At 59.4% G+C, this 17,232-nt stretch carries 17 protein-coding genes; 7 read left to right on the forward strand and 10 right to left on the reverse strand.

Going from position 1 to position 17,232, the window contains the following annotated elements; translation table 11 throughout:
* Positions 1-53: 53 nt before the first annotated feature.
* The 3 genes from mreD to FH08_RS0103440 all read right to left on the reverse strand — a co-directional run bounded on the left by mreD (position 54) and on the right by FH08_RS0103440 (position 2,912).
* Complete coding sequence (mreD, locus tag FH08_RS0103425) at positions 54-566, reverse strand: rod shape-determining protein MreD (RefSeq protein ID WP_031356971.1); 513 nt, start codon at positions 564-566, stop codon at positions 54-56.
* Positions 563-1,669 carry a rod shape-determining protein MreC gene (gene mreC / locus FH08_RS0103430; protein ID WP_031356972.1) on the reverse strand — a complete coding sequence of 369 codons (1,107 nt, stop codon included), beginning with the start codon at positions 1,667-1,669 and terminating at the stop codon, positions 563-565. The genes mreD and mreC overlap by 4 nt, the downstream gene beginning before the upstream one ends.
* Positions 1,670-1,868: 199 nt before the next feature.
* Entirely contained in the window at positions 1,869-2,912 is a 1,044-nt protein-coding gene (locus FH08_RS0103440; protein ID WP_017772379.1) for a rod shape-determining protein, read from the reverse strand.
* A gap of 391 nt (positions 2,913-3,303) precedes the next feature.
* On the opposite strand from FH08_RS0103440, the gene gatC reads away from it, so the two are divergent.
* The 5 genes from gatC to FH08_RS0103465 all read left to right on the forward strand — a co-directional run bounded on the left by gatC (position 3,304) and on the right by FH08_RS0103465 (position 8,435).
* Positions 3,304-3,603, forward strand: a complete 300-nt coding sequence (gatC, locus tag FH08_RS0103445) for an Asp-tRNA(Asn)/Glu-tRNA(Gln) amidotransferase subunit GatC (protein WP_031356973.1) — start codon at positions 3,304-3,306, stop codon at positions 3,601-3,603.
* Positions 3,604-3,733: 130 nt separating this feature from the next.
* Positions 3,734-5,227, forward strand: coding sequence for an Asp-tRNA(Asn)/Glu-tRNA(Gln) amidotransferase subunit GatA (gatA, locus tag FH08_RS0103450; RefSeq protein ID WP_031356974.1), 1,494 nt, complete (start codon positions 3,734-3,736; stop codon positions 5,225-5,227).
* 2 nt (positions 5,228-5,229) lie between these two features.
* A complete protein-coding gene (gene gatB / locus FH08_RS0103455; protein ID WP_031356975.1) occupies positions 5,230-6,708 on the forward strand; it encodes an Asp-tRNA(Asn)/Glu-tRNA(Gln) amidotransferase subunit GatB in 1,479 nt (492 codons plus the stop codon).
* Positions 6,709-6,800: 92 nt separating this feature from the next.
* Positions 6,801-7,637 (forward strand): polyphosphate kinase 2 family protein, encoded by an 837-nt coding sequence (locus FH08_RS0103460; protein ID WP_031356976.1) that lies wholly within the window; start codon positions 6,801-6,803, stop codon positions 7,635-7,637.
* 24 nt (positions 7,638-7,661) lie between these two features.
* The gene (locus FH08_RS0103465) at positions 7,662-8,435 is read left to right on the forward strand and encodes an exodeoxyribonuclease III (protein WP_031356977.1); all 774 of its coding nucleotides are present in this window, start codon (positions 7,662-7,664) and stop codon (positions 8,433-8,435) included.
* Here the strand turns inward: FH08_RS0103465 and FH08_RS0103470 are convergent.
* From FH08_RS0103470 to argB, 6 genes are all read right to left on the reverse strand, one after another.
* Positions 8,432-9,364, reverse strand: coding sequence for a M48 family metallopeptidase (locus FH08_RS0103470; RefSeq protein ID WP_081889343.1), 933 nt, complete (start codon positions 9,362-9,364; stop codon positions 8,432-8,434). The two genes, FH08_RS0103465 and FH08_RS0103470, sit on opposite strands and share 4 nt — an antisense overlap.
* Positions 9,361-10,647, reverse strand: a complete 1,287-nt coding sequence (locus FH08_RS0103475) for an AmpG family muropeptide MFS transporter (RefSeq protein ID WP_031356979.1) — start codon at positions 10,645-10,647, stop codon at positions 9,361-9,363. The genes FH08_RS0103470 and FH08_RS0103475 overlap by 4 nt, the downstream gene beginning before the upstream one ends.
* A 54-nt stretch (positions 10,648-10,701) precedes the next feature.
* Entirely contained in the window at positions 10,702-11,310 is a 609-nt protein-coding gene (gene metW, locus FH08_RS0103480) for a methionine biosynthesis protein MetW (RefSeq protein ID WP_031356980.1), read from the reverse strand.
* Positions 11,307-12,452 (reverse strand): homoserine O-succinyltransferase MetX, encoded by a 1,146-nt coding sequence (gene metX / locus FH08_RS0103485; RefSeq protein WP_031356981.1) that lies wholly within the window; start codon positions 12,450-12,452, stop codon positions 11,307-11,309. The genes metW and metX overlap by 4 nt, the downstream gene beginning before the upstream one ends.
* A gap of 291 nt (positions 12,453-12,743) precedes the next feature.
* A complete protein-coding gene (locus FH08_RS0103490) occupies positions 12,744-13,469 on the reverse strand; it encodes a pyrimidine 5'-nucleotidase (RefSeq protein ID WP_235210275.1) in 726 nt (241 codons plus the stop codon).
* A gap of 32 nt (positions 13,470-13,501) precedes the next feature.
* Positions 13,502-14,401 (reverse strand): acetylglutamate kinase, encoded by a 900-nt coding sequence (gene argB, locus FH08_RS0103495; RefSeq protein ID WP_031356983.1) that lies wholly within the window; start codon positions 14,399-14,401, stop codon positions 13,502-13,504.
* A gap of 256 nt (positions 14,402-14,657) precedes the next feature.
* Here argB and FH08_RS50230 point away from each other — a divergent pair, with 256 nt between their 5' ends.
* Positions 14,658-14,852 carry a cysteine-rich CWC family protein gene (locus FH08_RS50230; RefSeq protein WP_075583281.1) on the forward strand — a complete coding sequence of 65 codons (195 nt, stop codon included), beginning with the start codon at positions 14,658-14,660 and terminating at the stop codon, positions 14,850-14,852.
* A 149-nt stretch (positions 14,853-15,001) separates the two neighbouring features.
* Here the strand turns inward: FH08_RS50230 and FH08_RS0103505 are convergent, their stop codons facing one another.
* Positions 15,002-16,708, reverse strand: a complete 1,707-nt coding sequence (locus FH08_RS0103505; protein ID WP_081889344.1) for a tetratricopeptide repeat protein — start codon at positions 16,706-16,708, stop codon at positions 15,002-15,004.
* A gap of 406 nt (positions 16,709-17,114) precedes the next feature.
* Here FH08_RS0103505 and FH08_RS54295 point away from each other — a divergent pair, with 406 nt between their 5' ends.
* Entirely contained in the window at positions 17,115-17,174 is a 60-nt protein-coding gene (locus FH08_RS54295; RefSeq protein WP_419177984.1) for a hypothetical protein, read from the forward strand.
* The last annotated feature ends 58 nt before the right edge of the window (positions 17,175-17,232 follow it).

Genomic DNA, 17,232 nt, shown 5'->3' on the forward strand with positions numbered 1-17,232 from the left:
CGTGTGTGGCGTGCAGCGGTTGCAGCAGGCGCTTAGTTAACTTGTTAGTCAACTCAGATTGGCCGCGTGTCGTCGGGATCGGTGGCGCGGCGCTGCGGAATCAGCAGCAGGAAACTTGCGACCGGCCACAAGATAGCCTCCACGAACCCGTCGATCAGATAACCCCAGCCGGGAAAAGCCGCGCCCGTCAGCAGGCGGATCACGAACGGCACGATCTGCGCGCCGATCAGCAAAGGCGCGACCACGAACGTTTGCACCGGCAGAGACATCCACAATACGCGCCTGTGGATCGTGATGGCGCCATACGACAACAGCGTATACGCGAGCGCGTGCTCACCGAGCAGACTGGCATTGTGAACGTCCATGAGCATGCCCAGCATGAACGCGATACCCATGCCCACGCGGCGTGGCTGATGGACGTTCCAGAACAGCAGCACGACCGCGACGAAATCCGGGATGCCGAAGGTTCTGCCCCAAGGCATCAGGTTCAACAGGAACGCTGCCGCCAGACTGAACGTAATGAAGTACGGATTGACCGGCTGCAGGATGTATTGCGGACGGTTCATGGTGCTACTCCGGGCGCGGGCTTGCGGACAGGTTCAGCTTTCCTGGCGTGCTCGGATTTTTCAGCTTTCTTCACGGCGGCGGGTTCGGTTTTCTTCACTGCCGCCGGCGGTTCAGGTTTTTTCGCGGCGGGCGTACTCGCCGCAGCGGCAGCCGCAGGGGCGGCCGCGCTGGCGCTTTTCGCCGGCGCCGCCTTGCCCTTCTTGCCCTTGTTGTCCTTCGCTTCCTTGGCCGCGGCCGCTTCCTCGGCTTCTTCCGGATTTGGCGGCTGGTTGATCTCGTAGTGCAGCACAAGCAACTGGCGCGCACCGCGGACCGGTGCGACCGGCAGGCAGACTACGCGGGCGAATGCGGTATCCGCTTGTTTATCGACGCGAACCACTTTCGCCACCGGCAATCCCGGCGGGTAAATGCCGTCCAGACCACTGGTCACGAGTTCGTCGCCGGTTTGTACGTCGGCGCTGATGGGCACGAAACGCAGATCGAGCGTGTCGCCCTTCGGCGTGCCGTAGATCACGCTGCGCAATCCGGTCCGTACGATCTGCACGGGCACGGCCTCGTCTTTGTCGGAGAGCAGCGTGACTTCCGATTGCAGCGGAAACACACGCGTGACCTGTCCGATGACGCCGTCTTCGTTCACCACCGGCGCGCCGTTCTGGATACCTTGCTGCGAACCCTTGCCGATCACGACTTTCTGCGTGAAGGGATCGCGGGTGTCGTACTGGACTTCGACCGGTGTGGTTTTCGTACTGGCCCGCGAGCCGAGCTCGAGCAGCGAGCGAAGATGCGCGTTCTCGGCGGTGAGCTGGGTCGCGTCACCTGCTTTCACCGACAACTCGAGGTTCTTTTCTTTCAGCTTGCCGTTCTCAGTGCGCAGGGTGGCGCTGGTGACGGCCAGGTCGGCCGCACCCATGAAAATATCGCGCGGTACGAGCGCCGCGCGCTGCAGCGGATACAAACCCGCTCCCAGCACGCCGCGCACGATCTCGAGCGTGTTGAAGCGGGCGTCAGAGATCAGCAGGGCGAGGGCAAGCACCACGAAGAAGATCAATCGCGCGAGAGCGGATGGACCTTGCTTAAATAGTGGCGGCGGACTGTATTCCATGGTCGGCGCCGAGGGCGTGATCGGTTGGTTCGATGCTGCGGGTCCGCGTGGGGGCGCGGCCCTGCCCAGCGCTGTTCGCCGCGGCCCGGATCAAGCCGGACCACGTGAACCATTGCGCAAGTCGCATACTTCGCGCACGTCGCCGTTGTTGCCTTGAGCGAGTGCGTGCTGTTGGCGCCTTGATGAAAGGCGTCAAGGCTTACTCGTAGGAGAAGATGCTGCCGAGCTTGTCCATGCGTTCGAGCGCCATGCCCGAACCGCGTACGACGCACGTCAGCGGATCTTCAGCAACAAGCACCGGCAAGCCGGTCTCTTCAGCCAGCAACCGGTCGAGATCGCGCAGCAACGCGCCACCGCCGGTCAGCATCATGCCGCGCTCGGCAATGTCGGCGCCCAGTTCCGGCGGCGTCTGTTCCAGCGCAATCTTCACCGACGACACGATCTGGTTCAGCGGATCGGTCAGTGCTTCGAGAATTTCATTGCTCGAAATGGTGAAGCTGCGCGGAATGCCTTCCGAAAGATTACGGCCCTTGACTTCCATCTCCTTGACTTCGGAGCCCGGGAAAGCCGAACCGATTTCCTTCTTGATGGCTTCCGCCGTCTGCTCGCCGATCAACATGCCGTAATTGCGACGGATGTAATTGACGATGGCTTCGTCGAACTTGTCGCCGCCCACGCGCACGGAACCCTTGTACACGATACCGCCGAGCGAAATGACGCCCACTTCGGTCGTGCCGCCGCCGATGTCGACGACCATGGAGCCCGTTGCCTCGGACACCGGCAACCCGGCGCCGATGGCCGCAGCCATGGGTTCTTCGATCAGGTACACCTGCGACGCACCGGCGCCGTGTGCAGCTTCCTTGATCGCGCGGCGTTCGACCTGGGTCGAACCGCACGGCACGCAGATGATGATGCGCGGCGAAGGCGAGAACATACGCGATTCGTGCGCAGTCTTGATGAACTGCTTGATCATCTGTTCCGTGACCGTGAAGTCGGCGATCACGCCGTCCTTCATGGGCCGGATAGCTTCAATGTTGCCCGGCACCTTGCCGAGCATCTGCTTCGCTTCGCGGCCGACGGCCTGAATGGTTTTCTTGCCATTCGGACCGCCTTCCTGGCGGATGGAAACCACCGATGGCTCGTCAAGGACGATGCCCTTGCCCCGCATGTAGATCAGCGTGTTGGCGGTGCCGAGATCAATCGCCAGATCGTTTGAAAAGTAGCTGCGCAAAAAACCGAACATTCAAAATCCTGTCTCGCTGGGAGCCGTGCCTCGCTTCGAGCGCCAAAGGACGGCAGCGGAAAAAAATGACAGCCTGCAGCGGGACCCATTCTTGGCCACGCAAATTGCAAGACTGCGGAGAAATCTACCGGAGGATGCAAGCGAACCAGGCGTGCACTTTTCTTAAAAATCTGAAACTAAGAACGGGCCGCTGGTAAGTCGATCCGGATTTGGGTCGAACGCGTAATGATACCTTATAATTTTGGGGTGTTCGTAGGAAAAGGGCGGTACATTTTGCCACCGTCAAGCCTGCTTTTAAGGGCTCCTTTATCTCGAATTGGGGTCTCTCTTCTAGATGCTCTTGCAGTCGCGCTGTTTATCAGCGTGTAAGTCGAAAAAAACCGGTGATCGAATGTCTCTGACCCTGACCGATGTAAAACGCATTGCACACCTCGCACGGCTCGAATTGCCCGAGCAAGAAGCCGAACCCACGCTGGCGCGGCTGAACGACTTCTTCGGTCTCGTCGAGCAAATGCAGGCGGTGGATACCACGGGTATCGAACCGCTTGCTCATCCGATCGAACAGATCGAGAAAGCCGAGCTGCGTTTGCGAAATGACGTTGTTACAGAGCATGTAAACCGCGAAGAGTTCCAACGGCCCGCGCCCGCCGTGCGCGATGGGTTGTATCTCGTGCCTAAAGTGATCGAATGAACGTCGTGCTTTGAGTTGCGCCTCCGAGGCAATGTAATTGAGGCACTGCAATATACGTACGAAAAGCACGAAAACAAAAAGGCGCGCGGGACCCGATATCGGGCATCCGGCGCCCATCAGGAAGAACGCAATGCATCAAAAAAGCTTGACCGAACTGCGCGCGGCACTCGACGCAAAGACTCTCTCCGCCGTCGAACTCGCGCAGATTTTTTTGCAGCGCATCGACGCAGCGAAGGATCTCAACGCGTTCATCAGCGTCGACCCTGAACTCACGCTCGAGCAGGCGAAAGCAGCGGATGCGCTGATTGCCAAGGGCGAAGCAGGTGTGCTGACCGGCCTTCCGATCGCGCATAAAGACGTGTTTGTCACGCGCGGCTGGACCTCCACGGCCGGTTCGAAAATGCTCGCCAATTACGCGAGCCCGTTCGACGCTACCGTTGTGGAGCGCCTCAAGAACGCAGGCGTGGTCACGCTCGGCAAGACCAACATGGACGAATTCGCGATGGGTTCGTCCAACGAGAATTCGTACTTCGGCCCGGTCAAGAACCCCTGGGATCGGAAAGCCGTTCCGGGTGGCTCATCGGGCGGCTCGGCTGCGGCGGTCGCCGCACGCTTGGCGCCGGCTGCCACCGGCACTGACACCGGCGGCTCGATTCGCCAACCGGCGTCGTTCACCGGCATTACCGGAATCAAGCCGACGTACGGGCGCGTTTCGCGTTACGGCATGATCGCGTTCGCGTCGTCGCTCGATCAGGGCGGACCCATGGCCCGCAGCGCGTCGGATTGCGCGCTGTTGCTCAACGCCATTGCGTCGTTCGATCCGCGCGATTCAACCAGCCTCCAGCGCGAGGACGAAGATTACACGCGCTATATCGGCCAGAACTGGTCCGGTACGGACGTGGCCAAACCGCTCGCCGGCTTGCGCATCGGCTTGCCGAAAGAGTTCTTCGGCGAAGGCTTGAGCGCTGAAGTGCGTGCCGCCATTGACGTCGCCCTGAAGCAATACGAAGCGCTCGGTGCAACGCTGGTCGAGGTGTCGCTGCCGAAGACCGAGCTGTCCATTCCGGTGTATTACATCATCGCGCCGGCGGAAGCTTCGTCGAACCTGTCGCGTTTCGATGGCGTGCGCTACGGGCATCGCGCGGCTGAATACACCGACCTTCTCGATATGTACAAGAAGTCGCGTGCCGAAGGTTTCGGGCCGGAAGTAAAGCGCCGGATACTGGTGGGCGCGTACGTGCTGTCGCACGGTTATTACGACGCGTATTACCTGCAGGCGCAGAAAATCCGCCGCATCATCGCGCAGGATTTCCAGGAAGCATTCAATCACTGCGATGTGATCATGGGACCTGTGGCGCCATCGGTGGCATGGAATCTCGGTGAAAAAGCCGACGATCCCGTCCAGATGTATCTCGCCGATATCTACACGCTCTCGATCAGTCTTGCCGGCTTGCCGGGCATGAGCGTGCCGTGCGGTTTTGGCGCTGCCGGCAGCGCGCATTCCACGCGGCCGGTCGGCTTGCAAATCATTGGCAACTATTTCAACGAAGCCCGATTGCTGCAGGTCGCCGACGCTTTCCAGCGCGCGACGGACTGGCACGTGCAATCACCGGCAGGAGTATGAGTATGGGTACGCAATGGGAAGTAGTTATAGGACTGGAGACGCACGCGCAGCTGTCGACCGTCTCCAAGATTTTTTCGGGCGCGCCCACGCAGTTCGGCGCTGAACCGAACACGCAGGCTTGTCCGGTGGATCTGGCATTGCCGGGCTCGTTGCCCGTGATGAACCGCGGCGCTGTGGAGCGTGCGATTCGTCTTGGTCTTGCGGTCGGCTCGACCATTGCGCCGCGCAGCATTTTCGCGCGAAAGAATTATTTCTATCCCGATTTGCCGAAGGGCTATCAGATCAGCCAGTTTGAGATTCCGGTCGTGCAGGGCGGCAGCGTCACGATCCAGGTGCCGGCCAACGAAAAAACGGGTGCCGCCGCATACGAAAAAACCGTCAACCTGACGCGTGCCCATCTGGAAGAAGATGCAGGCAAGTCGCTGCACGAAGACTTCGCTGGTATGACGGGTATCGACTTGAATCGCGCAGGCACGCCGTTGCTCGAGATTGTGACGGAACCTGAAATGCGCAGCGCCGCCGAAGCAGTCGCTTACGCCAAGAGCCTGCACAGTCTCGTGCAATGGCTTGGTATCTGCGACGGCAACATGCAGGAAGGCTCATTCCGTTGCGACGCGAACGTCTCCGTGCGCCCGGTCGGGCAAGCCGAATTCGGTACGCGTGCCGAGATCAAGAACCTGAACTCGTTTCGTTTCCTTGAAGAGGCCATTCAGTACGAAGTGCGGCGGCAGATCGAGTTGATAGAAGACGGCGGGAAGGTGGTGCAGGAAACGCGTCTCTACGATCCCGACAAGCGCGAAACGCGGTCGATGCGCACCAAGGAAGACTCGCACGATTACCGCTATTTTCCCGATCCCGACCTGATGCCTTTAGTCATCGATGAAGCGTGGATCGCGCGGGTTCGCAGCGAATTGCCGGAGTTGCCTGAAGCGATGCAAACGCGTTTCGTCGAGCAATACGGTTTGACGCCGTATGACGCGGCGGGGCTGACGTCGTCGAAGGGGATGTCGGCGTATTTTGAAAGCGTTGTTGGCGTAGTCGGGCCGACGCATGCGAAGCTCGCGGCCAACTGGCTGATGGGCGAAGTATCGTCGCAACTGAACCGCGATTCGCTGGATATTGCGGACTCGCCGGTTTCTCCCGCGCAACTCGGGCTCGTGATTCAGCGCGTGGCCGACGGCACGATCTCCAACAAGATCGCCAAGGATATTTTCCAGGCGATCTGGGAAGAGAAAGCCACCGACGACACCGCCGCCGACCGCATTATTGAAGCGAAGGGGTTGAAGCAGATTTCGGATACGGGCGCGCTGGAAGCGATCATCGATGAGGTGATGGCCGCGAATCAGAAGTCCGTCGATGAGTATCGTTCAGGTAAGGAAAAGGCGTTCAACGCGCTGATCGGCCAGGCGATGAAAGCGACCAAGGGCAAGGCGAATCCGCAGCAGGTCAACGAGCTTTTGAAGAAGAAACTATCCTCTTGAGTTGACGGCTGGACTATTCGCGGGTTGCTGTCGGGTTTTGTCTGGCAGCAACCCTTTCTTTTATCAACCGAGATCAACCGAGAACCGCACGCGTGGCTAAAAAACCTGAGCTGGACGATTATCGCGTGCCGTATTTCGACGGCAAGAAGATCGAGCCGTTTGATCTGGCTTCCATCGATACTGCGTCGAAGCCGTTTTCGTCCGGCGCGAAAGACGCGGATCGCGAGCGGTTGAGCGAGTTGAGCTCAGCACTCGATGGCTTGCAGGAAAAACTCCACGCACAACGCTCGCATCGCATTCTGCTGATCCTTCAAGGCATGGATACGAGCGGCAAGGACGGCACGGTTCGCGGTGTCTTCCACGAAGTCGATCCACTGGGTTTGCGTGTCGTGCCGTTCAAGGCGCCTTCCGAAACCGAAGCCGCGCATGATTTTCTCTGGCGCGTTCATTCGCAAGTGCCGGCGGCAGGCGAGTTCGCCATTTTCAATCGCAGCCAGTATGAAGACGTGCTCGTGCCGCGCGTGCTGAAACAGATAGATCAAGAAGCGTGGGAACGCCGATACCGGCAGATTCGCGACTTCGAAGCGATGCTTGCCGAAAACGGCACGACGATCGTGAAGTGCTTTCTGCATATATCGAAGGACGAGCAGAAGGCGCGTTTGCAGGCGCGTATTGATAATCCCGAGAAGCACTGGAAGTTTGACCCATCGGATCTCGATGCCCGCAAACTCTGGGACGAGTATTGCAAGGCTTATGAAGACGCGCTTGGCGCGACATCGACGGATATTGCGCCCTGGTACGTGATTCCCGCCGATTCAAAGACGCACCGCAACGTGATGATCGGGGAATTGATGGTGCGCACGCTGCAGGGTTTGAAGCTCGAATATCCGCCGGCGAAAGAGTCGCTGAAAGGGATCAAGGTCGAGTAGTTCACCAACATACAAGGATGCTTCATGTTTCGTGTCATCACCGCTAATTTGAACGGCATTCGGTCGGCCGCCAAGAAGGGTTTCTTCGACTGGTTTGGCGAGCAGGATGCTGACGTTGTCTGTGTGCAGGAGATCAAGTGTTCGCAAGACGATCTCACGCCGGAATTTCTCGCACCGCACGGTTTTCAGGGTTACTTCCAGCACGCTGTAAAAAAGGGTTATTCCGGCGCGGGGCTTTATACGAAGCACGAACCGGATGAAGTGATCATCGGTTTTGGCAGCGAGGAATTCGATCCGGAAGGGCGTTATGTGGAGGCGCGCTTTGGGGATTTATCGGTGATATCGGTGTATGTGCCGTCGGGCTCCAGCGGCGAAGAACGGCAGCAGGCCAAATATCGGTTCATGGACGAGTTCATGCCGCATCTGGAGAAGCTGGCGAAAAAGCGCGAAGTGATCTTGTGTGGCGATGTGAATATCGTACACAAGGAAATCGACATCAAGAACTGGAAGAGCAACCAGAAGAACTCCGGTTGCCTGCCGGAAGAACGTGCGTGGCTCACACAACTCTTCGATGAAAAAGCTTACGTGGATGTCTTCAGAACGCTGGACCAGCGGCCTGAGCAATATACGTGGTGGAGCAATCGCGGCCAGGCTTACGCGAAGAACGTAGGGTGGCGGATCGATTACCAGATCGCGACGAAGGGCGTGGCGGACACGGCGGCGGCGACTTCCGTTTTCCGCGATATCAAGTTCAGCGACCATGCGCCGCTGATCATTGACTACGAGTGGAAAATCTAAAGCCGCGGCTTCTTGAACCGGCCCATTCCCGCGTAATTGGGCAACTGGTCCACCGTTTTCCCGATCGCTTTTGCGTACAACGGCATCATGTCGGGCAAGCGTTTCATCAGGTCGTGTACGCGCGCAGCGTCATACGGATGCATCCAGATAAAACCGTTCGGCGTGCGCCGCGTACGCGCATCAATCTTCTTCCATAACGTGATGGCGGCGCGCGGATCGTAACCCGCACGCGATGCAATCTCGCTACCGATCACATCGGCTTCGGTTTCATCGGCGGGCGTATATCGCATGGCCAGCAACTGCTCGCCGATTCCCAGCGGGGTCGAGCTGATATCGGCGAAACCGAATAACGGCGGAATCGTTCCGGTGCTTAATTGCGCCGCCTGCTGACGTCCCAGCCGGTCACGCGCATGTTCGCGCAACGCATGCGCAATCTCATGGCCGATCATCATGCCGAGTTCGTTATCGTTGAGACCCAACCGGTCGATCAATCCGCTATAAATCACAATCTTGCCGCCCGGCAGACAATACATGCGGATCTCGTCCGAACGCACGACATTGACTTCCCACTTCCAGTTCTTCGAGCGGTCATTCCACTTCAGCGCAAACGGAATCTCGCGATTGGCAATTTCGCGTGCACGCTTCACGAGCGGATTGTCGTCGCCGAGAAGATGCTTCGTGCGCCGCGCTTCGCGAAGGATTTGAGCGTATTCGTCGGCGGACTGCTGTTCCAATGTCGCCGATGAAATCAGGTTGCGGAACAACGCCGCATTGCCGAACCGGATCTGGTCGCTGGCTGTGGAATAGGGTGGTTGTGCATTGGCTGCAGCAGCCGGCTCAGCATCGGACGCCCCAGATGCCGCGAAGCTCAGGCCAGCATGTAGCACGACGGCGCAAGCGGCGACGCGGATCAAGGCGTGCACCTTCATCGGACAGGTCTCCAGGGCGCGATTTTCGGCAACAGTAACATGCCCGGAATAGACAGCGCCGCGCAGATCATGAAGTACTCGAACCAGCCGGTTTGCGCGACCACAAAGCCACTCGATGCCGACGCCAGCGTCCGTGGTACCGACGCGAGGCTCGTAAAGAGCGCGAATTGCGTGGCGGTATATCGCGGATCGGTCGTGCTCGCTATGTAAGCCACGAACGCGGCCATGGTGAGGCCGGTGGCGAAGGTTTCGAACCCGTAGAGTGCGGCCAGCGCCAAGGGCGACGGCCCGATTTTCGCAAGCCACGCAAAGCCGAGCGTGGAAACGATCTGCAGCACACCAAAGATCCAGAGCCCGCGCGAAATACCGATCTTCACCAACCACACGCCGCCGACGATGCCGCCCGCCAGGCTCGCCCAGAACGCGACGGTCTTTGCGATGACGCCGATCTGTGTCTTGTTGAAGCCGATATCGAGGAAAAACGACGTGGAGAGCGTGGTCGCCATCGTGTCGCCGAGCTTGTACAGGAAGATGAAACCGAGGATCAGCAGCGCCGTTCGCCAGCCATCCCGGGCGATGAATTCGCGAAACGGCTGGATGATGGCATCGCGTAGATTCTTGGGTGGCGTGCCGTGTATTTCAGGTTCTTTGACCACGAGCGTCAGCACCATGCCCGGCAGCATGAACGCCGCCGTGACGATGAAGACAGTGGTCCACGGCAGGTGATCGGCGAGAATCAACCCAAGCGAGCCGGGGATAAGCGCCGCAATCTTGTACGCGTTGACGAAGACGGCGTTGCCGAGTCCTTGCTCGGTATCGGCGAGGAGTTCGCGGCGGTAAGCATCGATTGCAATGTCCTGGCTCGCGCCGAAAAACGCGACAAGCGCGGTCAGCGCGGCGACGGTCCAGATCTGGTCTTTCGGCGATGTAAATCCAAGCGCACCAATCGCGACGGCCACAAGCAACTGCGTGACGAGCATCCAGCCGCGTCGCCGCCCGGGGCGCCAGCCTGGCAGGCGCGGCACGTAGCGGTCCATCAGCGGTGCCCAGATGAATTTCCAGGTGTAAGGAAACTGGATCAGCGCAAACAGGCCGATCTCTTTGAGGTTCACGCCTTCGGTCCGTAACCACGCCTGGACCAGATAGACGAGCGTGAAGAGCGGCAGCCCCGACGTGAAGCCGATAAACACGCAAATCAACATGCGTTTGTTGAGAAACGCGCGCCAGCCGGGGTGGTCTTCGTGAGCGGAAAGAGCGGGCGCCTCGTGTGGCGAGTTGGACATAGGGTCGATTCGAAGCAGTAAGCGGTGCGCGAGCGACGAACCGGCAAGCTCAGTTCAGCTTCGCTTTACGCGATAGACCGCAAGGCTACCACGCCAGTTCGCCCCCCAACGGATGGACTGCCCACCGTGCAGCACCGCGCGATCGAGGATCTCGATACCCACTTCCGGCGCCAGCGCCTCGAAATCCCGAATGGTGAGAACGCGCACGTTCGGCGTGTTATGCCATTGATACGGCAGCGTTTTCGACACCGGCATGCGTCCCTGCAACACGGTCAGCCGATGCCGCCAGTAACCGAAGTTAGGAAACGACACGATGCATTCGCGCCCGACCCGCACCGTTTCACGCAGTATCGCGGCGGTTTGATGGATCGTTTGCAGCGTCTGCGACAGGATCGCGAAGTCGAAACTGCTGTCTTCGAACAGGCGCAAACCGTCTTCCAGGTTCTGCTGGATGACGTTCACGCCTTTCTGGGCGCACGCAAGCACGCCGGCGTCGTTGATTTCAATGCCATAGCCCATCACATCGAGTTCTTCGGCGAGCAGCGAGAGCAGCGACCCATCGCCGCAACCCAGATCGAGCACCGATGAGTTCGGTTCAACCCAGCGCGCGATTGCCCGAAAGTCCGAGCGCAAAGAGAGAGAGTCCAGCGTGATTTGGTTCATGCGCCCACCTCGGCGGCAATGCGTTCGTAATAGGCGCGCATCAGGTTGTGATAACGGGCGTCGTCGAGCAGGAAGGCATCGTGGCCATGTGGCGCATCGATTTCGGCGTAGCTCACCGTGCGTTTGTGATCGAGCAGCGATTTCACCAGTTCGCGCGAGCGCGCGGGTGCAAAGCGCCAATCTGTCGAGAAGCTTGCGATCAGGTATTTCGCAGTGGTGTGGGCGAGCGACTTGGTCAGGTCGCCGTCGAACGCCTTGGCGGGATCGAAATAATCCAGCGCGCGCGTGATCAGCAGATACGTGTTGGCATCGAAGTATTCGGCGAATTTATCGCCTTGATATCGCAGATACGACTCCACTTCGAACTCGACATCGAAGTTGAAGTTGTACGCATCCACAGCGCCTTCCGCCCGACGCAACGCGCGGCCGAACTTGGCGGCCATGTCGTCGTCCGACAGATATGTGATGTGCCCGATCATGCGCGCGACCCGCAAGCCACGACGCGGCTTGATGTTGTGCGCGTAATAATCGCCGCCGTGGAAATCAGGATCGGACAGGATGGCGGAGCGTGCGACTTCGTTGAACGCAATGTTTTGCGCGGAGAGTTTCGGCGTCGATGCCACCACAATGCAATGCGCCACGCGATCCGGATACATCATGCTCCAGGCCAAAGCCTGCATGCCGCCGAGGCTGCCGCCCATGACCGCGGCGAAGCGCTCGATACCGTATAGATCCGCTACGCGAGCCTGCGCGTGGACCCAGTCTTCAACCGTGACAACGGGGAAACTCGCGCCGTAGGGTTTGCCGGTGGCGGCGTTCACGCTCATGGGGCCGGTCGAGCCGAAACACGAGCCGAGGTTATTGATGCCGATGACAAAAAAACGGCTGGTATCGAGCGGCTTGCCCGGTCCCACCATGTTGTCCCACCAGCCGACGTTCTTGGGGTCATCGGCATAAACGCCCGCGACGTGATGCGAGGCGTTCAGCGCATGGCAGACCAGCACGGCGTTCGAGCGGGCGGCATTGAGCGTGCCGTAGGTTTCGACGACGAGATCGTAGTCACCGAGCAAGCTGCCATTTTGCATGCGCAGCGGTTCAGTGAAATGCAGTGTTTGGGGAGTGACGATGCCGATTGATTCCATTCATTCCGCCTAGAGAAAACAGGGCGGCTAAACGGCGTCGGCGATGCGCTGCAGAGACCCAAGCGGCGCGGCTGACAACCTCTTTAGCCGCATTTATAGTGAACCGGGTCAGGGTTCGCGCGCCCGCAATCGAGTCAGCAAATCGGCGCGTTGAAACAAATCAGGATAGCGGTGAAGTATATCGGAAAAACGGGAAAGGGAGCTACGGGGTGGCCCGGAGCACCGAGACAGGCGATGACGTTTGAAGTCCGTACTACTTTTGCGCTTCGGGTTGATTGCGCGCGATTGGGTCTAGCCGAGACCGCGCAAGCCTTTCAAAGACCGGATCTTGAGATCGACGTAATGGGGCCGGCTGCTAGTCGGTGACCGAAGCGACTTCGCTCCGCTGGCATTTAAAACCGACGGCAGATGCCCCGTGATCCACACCGTGCGAATTCCCAAACGCTTATAGCTTTTCAGATGCCCGCGCGTGTCTTCAACAAGAACGGCATCGGAAAGTGGCACATGAGCGCGTCGCATCGCGCGTCGAAGCATGCCTGCATCGGGCTTCGCGCGCCAATAACCGCTTCGATCCTGCATATCCTCGATAGCAATCACGCGTTCAAACAGCTTGGCGATACCCAGTTCGTCGAGCACTGCGTGGGCATAAATCGACGGCCCGTTGGTCAACACGATTTTCCGCCCCGGAAGCCCGCGGATCATTCGCGCGAGACCGCGTTCGGCACGGACCATGGATCCGAGATCGGCGAAGGTATGCACGACATGCAGGAAGTCGGCGGCATCGACGGGATGATGGCGCACCAACCCGAGGAGGGTGGCGCCGTATCGCTGCGTATAGCCGGTCCGCAACCGGTTGGCTTCGTCGACATCCACACCCAACCGGTCGATGATGTATTGCGTCATCCCGCGATTGATCGCGGGGAAAATCGCATGCGACGCGTGATGCAGCGTGTTGTCGAGATCGAATAACCAGACGGGGCGCTTGTGCGCATTCAACCGGCGTCGGGATGAACGCAAAAGCTCAATTCGAGCGCCGGCAGATTCCACGTTCAATGCGAACGGATCATTGTCCCGAACGGCTGTTCGGTCAGGATCTCGAGCAGCACCGAATGCTCGATTCGCCCATCGATAATATGCACCGAGCGCACGCCGCTCTTCGCAGCATCAAGCGCCGATGAAATCTTCGGCAACATGCCGCCGGAAATGGTGCCGTCGGCAAACAGCGCGTCAATCTCGCGTGCCGAGAGATCGGTCAGCAGATTGCCTTCCTTGTCCATCACCCCTGGGATGTTCGTCATCATCACGAGCTTCTCGGCGTTCAGCACCACGGCGAGCTTGCCCGCGACCAGATCGGCGTTGATGTTGTAAGACAGACCGTCTTCACCGAAGCCGATTGGCGAAATGACCGGAATAAACGCGTCGTCTTGCAGCGCCTTCACGACGGCCGGATTGATAGCTTCGACTTCACCCACCTGCCCGATATCGATGAATTCGCCCGGATTATCGCGATCCGGCATCATTAACTTGCGGGCGTGGATCAGGCCGCCGTCCTTGCCGGTGAGACCGACCGCATGGCCGCCGAAATGATTGATCAGCGTGACGATGTCCTGCTGCACTTCGCCGCCGAGCACCCATTCCACGACTTCCATGGTTTCTTCGTCGGTGACGCGCATGCCCTGGATAAACGTGCCCTGCTTGCCGATCTTCTTGAGCGCCTGGTCGATCTGCGGACCGCCGCCGTGCACGATCACCGGATTGATACCGACCAGTTTCAGCAGGATCACGTCGCGCGCGAAGCCCTGTTTCAGGCGCTCCTCGGTCATGGCATTGCCGCCGTATTTGATCACGATCGTCTTGCCGTGATACTGGCGAATATAGGGCAACGCCTCGGCCAGGATTTCGGCTTTCAGGGTCGGCGCGATCTGCGTAAGGTCGGGAAGCTCGGACATGGCGGCGATAAGGCGAGGAGCAGTTTAAACAGGCGGAATTGTACAGGACTGACGCGCTGCATCATGCGTTTCCGATAGCATTCCGGCGACGGGTGAAAGTTAGCCTCTGGTCGCGCCAGTATGGGGTTGGCGCGTGAAATAATAATGCGATCGGGCATTCGTGGGCGGGTCGAAACGTGGCGCTTCGGCAACGGCCGCGTCGCGCGCAATGCGGCTCGTGACTGTGTGCTGCGTTTTCAAAAGGCTTGCCCCAATCATGAGTTCAACCGACCCCGCTCCTCAACGCTGCGCCTTGTGCGGAGCGTTTTTCCGCTGTGCCCAGCAATCCGGCGATGCGCAATGCTGGTGCGGAGCGTTTCCGGCTTTGCCGGCCGAGCGCTTGAATCCGCGCATGACGTGTCTCTGCCCGGATTGTTTGCGTGAAGAAACGCAACGTAGCATAAACATGTGAATGACGCGTTCGCTGCTGAGTTGCAGGGATGTGTGAGCACGTGGTTTTCGTGTCGGCGCAGTGGCCCAAGTGGAGCAATCGCGCACGCAAAAAAGCGGCGATTCGTTGCCGAATCGCCGCTTTCTGCTGACTTGAAACCCTCTTGGCGCTTACACAGCCGCTTTCTTCACTCGCTTGCGGGGCGCCGCGCCCGTATGTGTTGCCGCTAGCGCAGCCAAATCACGTGCGACGTCGTCCATCACCGGCTCCCACTTCGAAAATTCTTCCTGCCTGTAAAGCGTCGCGGTCGGATACCACGGGCTGTCAGTGCGCTCCAGTTGCCAGACCCAGTGCGGATTGGTGTCGAGGAGAATCCAGGTCGGCTTGCCGAGCGCCGCCGCCAGATGCGCCACGCTCGTGCAAACGGTAATAACGAGATCAAGTGAGTCGATGAACGCTGCCGTGTCGTCGAACGTTTCAAACTTGCCGGTGCGATCCGCGATCTCGAAGCCACCGTCCCGAGCCGTGGATACCGCGCCCGACGCATCCTTCTGCAGCGAGAAGAACGCCACATTCTCGATCCCGCTGAACGCTTTCGCATACCGCTCGATGCCCACGCTGCGGAACATGTTGCGCTGATGGCCTTCGCTGCCGCTCCATACAAGGCCTACGCGCAAGCGTTTGTCGGCGGCGAACTCAGTGCGCCAGTCGGCGGCGAGGTCGGCATCGGCGGAAAGATACGCGCGCTTCGCCGGAATAGTGTCCGCATCGATCCCGAAGTGCAGCGGCAGGCTTAGCAACGGGAAATGGAAGTCGAACGCGGGCAGCGGTGCGTCGTGCGGCAGGCACTCGACTCCTTTCGGCGCCATACGCGCCATCAGCGGATGCACTGCCTTAAAGGCGACCCATATCAGCGTGCCGCCCTGCGCGTGAACCTTTTTCGCGAGCATCGGGAGGAAACGCGAGAACTGCAGCGCGTCGCCGAAACCTTGCTCGCCCCACAGCAACAAGGTCTTGTCGCGCAGAGATTCGCCGTTCCATCGTGGCATGGCGAAGTTGGGGTGTGAGTTGCGCAGTTCGCTTGAACCGTTCCAGCGTGTTTCAAAATTGGCCCAGCCGCGCGCGTAATTGCCCTGCACGAGATCGAGAATGGAGAGATTGAACGGAAGACGTGCCATTCCGGGCGCGATGTCGGCGGCGGTCTTCGCTGCTTCAGTGGCCTCCGGCCAGCGCTGCGCTTCTTTCAGCGCGAGACTGTAGTTCGACAACGCGAGCGCATTCGACGGATTGATCTCAACCGCGCGCTTGCCGGCCGCCAGCGCATGCTCAAGTTGCAGGCGGCGCGGATACACGCGCGTCAGATTCGTCCACGCTTCGATATCGTCGGCATTCGCGGCGACGGCTTCTTCCAGCATGGTCAGTGCTTTATCTTCGCTGCCAGTGAGTTCGTACGCGACCGCCAGGTTGTTGCGCAGGGTCGGGACGGCCGGATTGATTGCGTGGGCGCGTTCGTAGAAGGGAATGGCGTCCGTGTGACGGTTGGCGAGCTGGAGCGCATAACCGAGATGCCAGAGCGCAAGCGCGTGCTGCGGATGACGATCGACAAGTTGAGCCGCGAGCTGAATTCCATCGCCAATGCGGTTTTGTTTCAGCATGGAGTCGACCAGGTCGAGGCCCGTCTCCGGCTGATCGGATTGCAACATCATGGCGGCCTGCAGCCAAACGGCGCGCTCGACCTGATTGCCTTGCGCGTTCGCGCTGCGAGCGTTGTCAATGAATGCGTTCAGCGCGCGCGGGATAATGGTGTCTTGAACGGCGCCGGTTTGCGGCGCTTCGCTGAGAAGCTGATTGGGGCGGGAGGATGGGCTGTTAGTCATTTTGTGTATGCGGCCTGGCCGCCCTGTACGAGACAACGCTAGATGGTGCGGCAAGCGGCTATATCCAACCATTAGACTAATCTGAAATTTGAGGTGAAATTCACCGCGATGCATCGAATAACGAACACCGGCCGCGTCAATCTCGGTCACCTGTTTTGGCTTCGCAGTCTGGCGATCATCGGTCAATTGGGGACGATCGCTGTCGTACAGACGTTCTATGGTGCGCATCTCCCGCTAGCGGCCATGCTGACCGTTGTCGCGCTCGAGGTATTGTTCAACGCGTTGACATGGGTACGCGTTGCGCGCGCGCAGCCTGAAACGAATCTGGAGTTGTTCGGGCAGCTTTGGGTCGATCTCGGTGCGTTGTCCGCCTTGCTGTTCCTGAGCGGCGGCGCGACGAATCCTTTTGTCACGCTGTACCTGCCGTCGCTGGCAATTGCTTCCGCCGTGCTGCCGTGGCGGCTGATGGCCTGGCTCGCGTTGTTCGCGGTCGTCTGTTATTCGTTGCTGACGGTCAGCTACGT

This window comes from Caballeronia sordidicola, assembly GCF_000729995.1.
GTDB classification, from domain to species: domain Bacteria; phylum Pseudomonadota; class Gammaproteobacteria; order Burkholderiales; family Burkholderiaceae; genus Caballeronia; species Caballeronia sordidicola_A.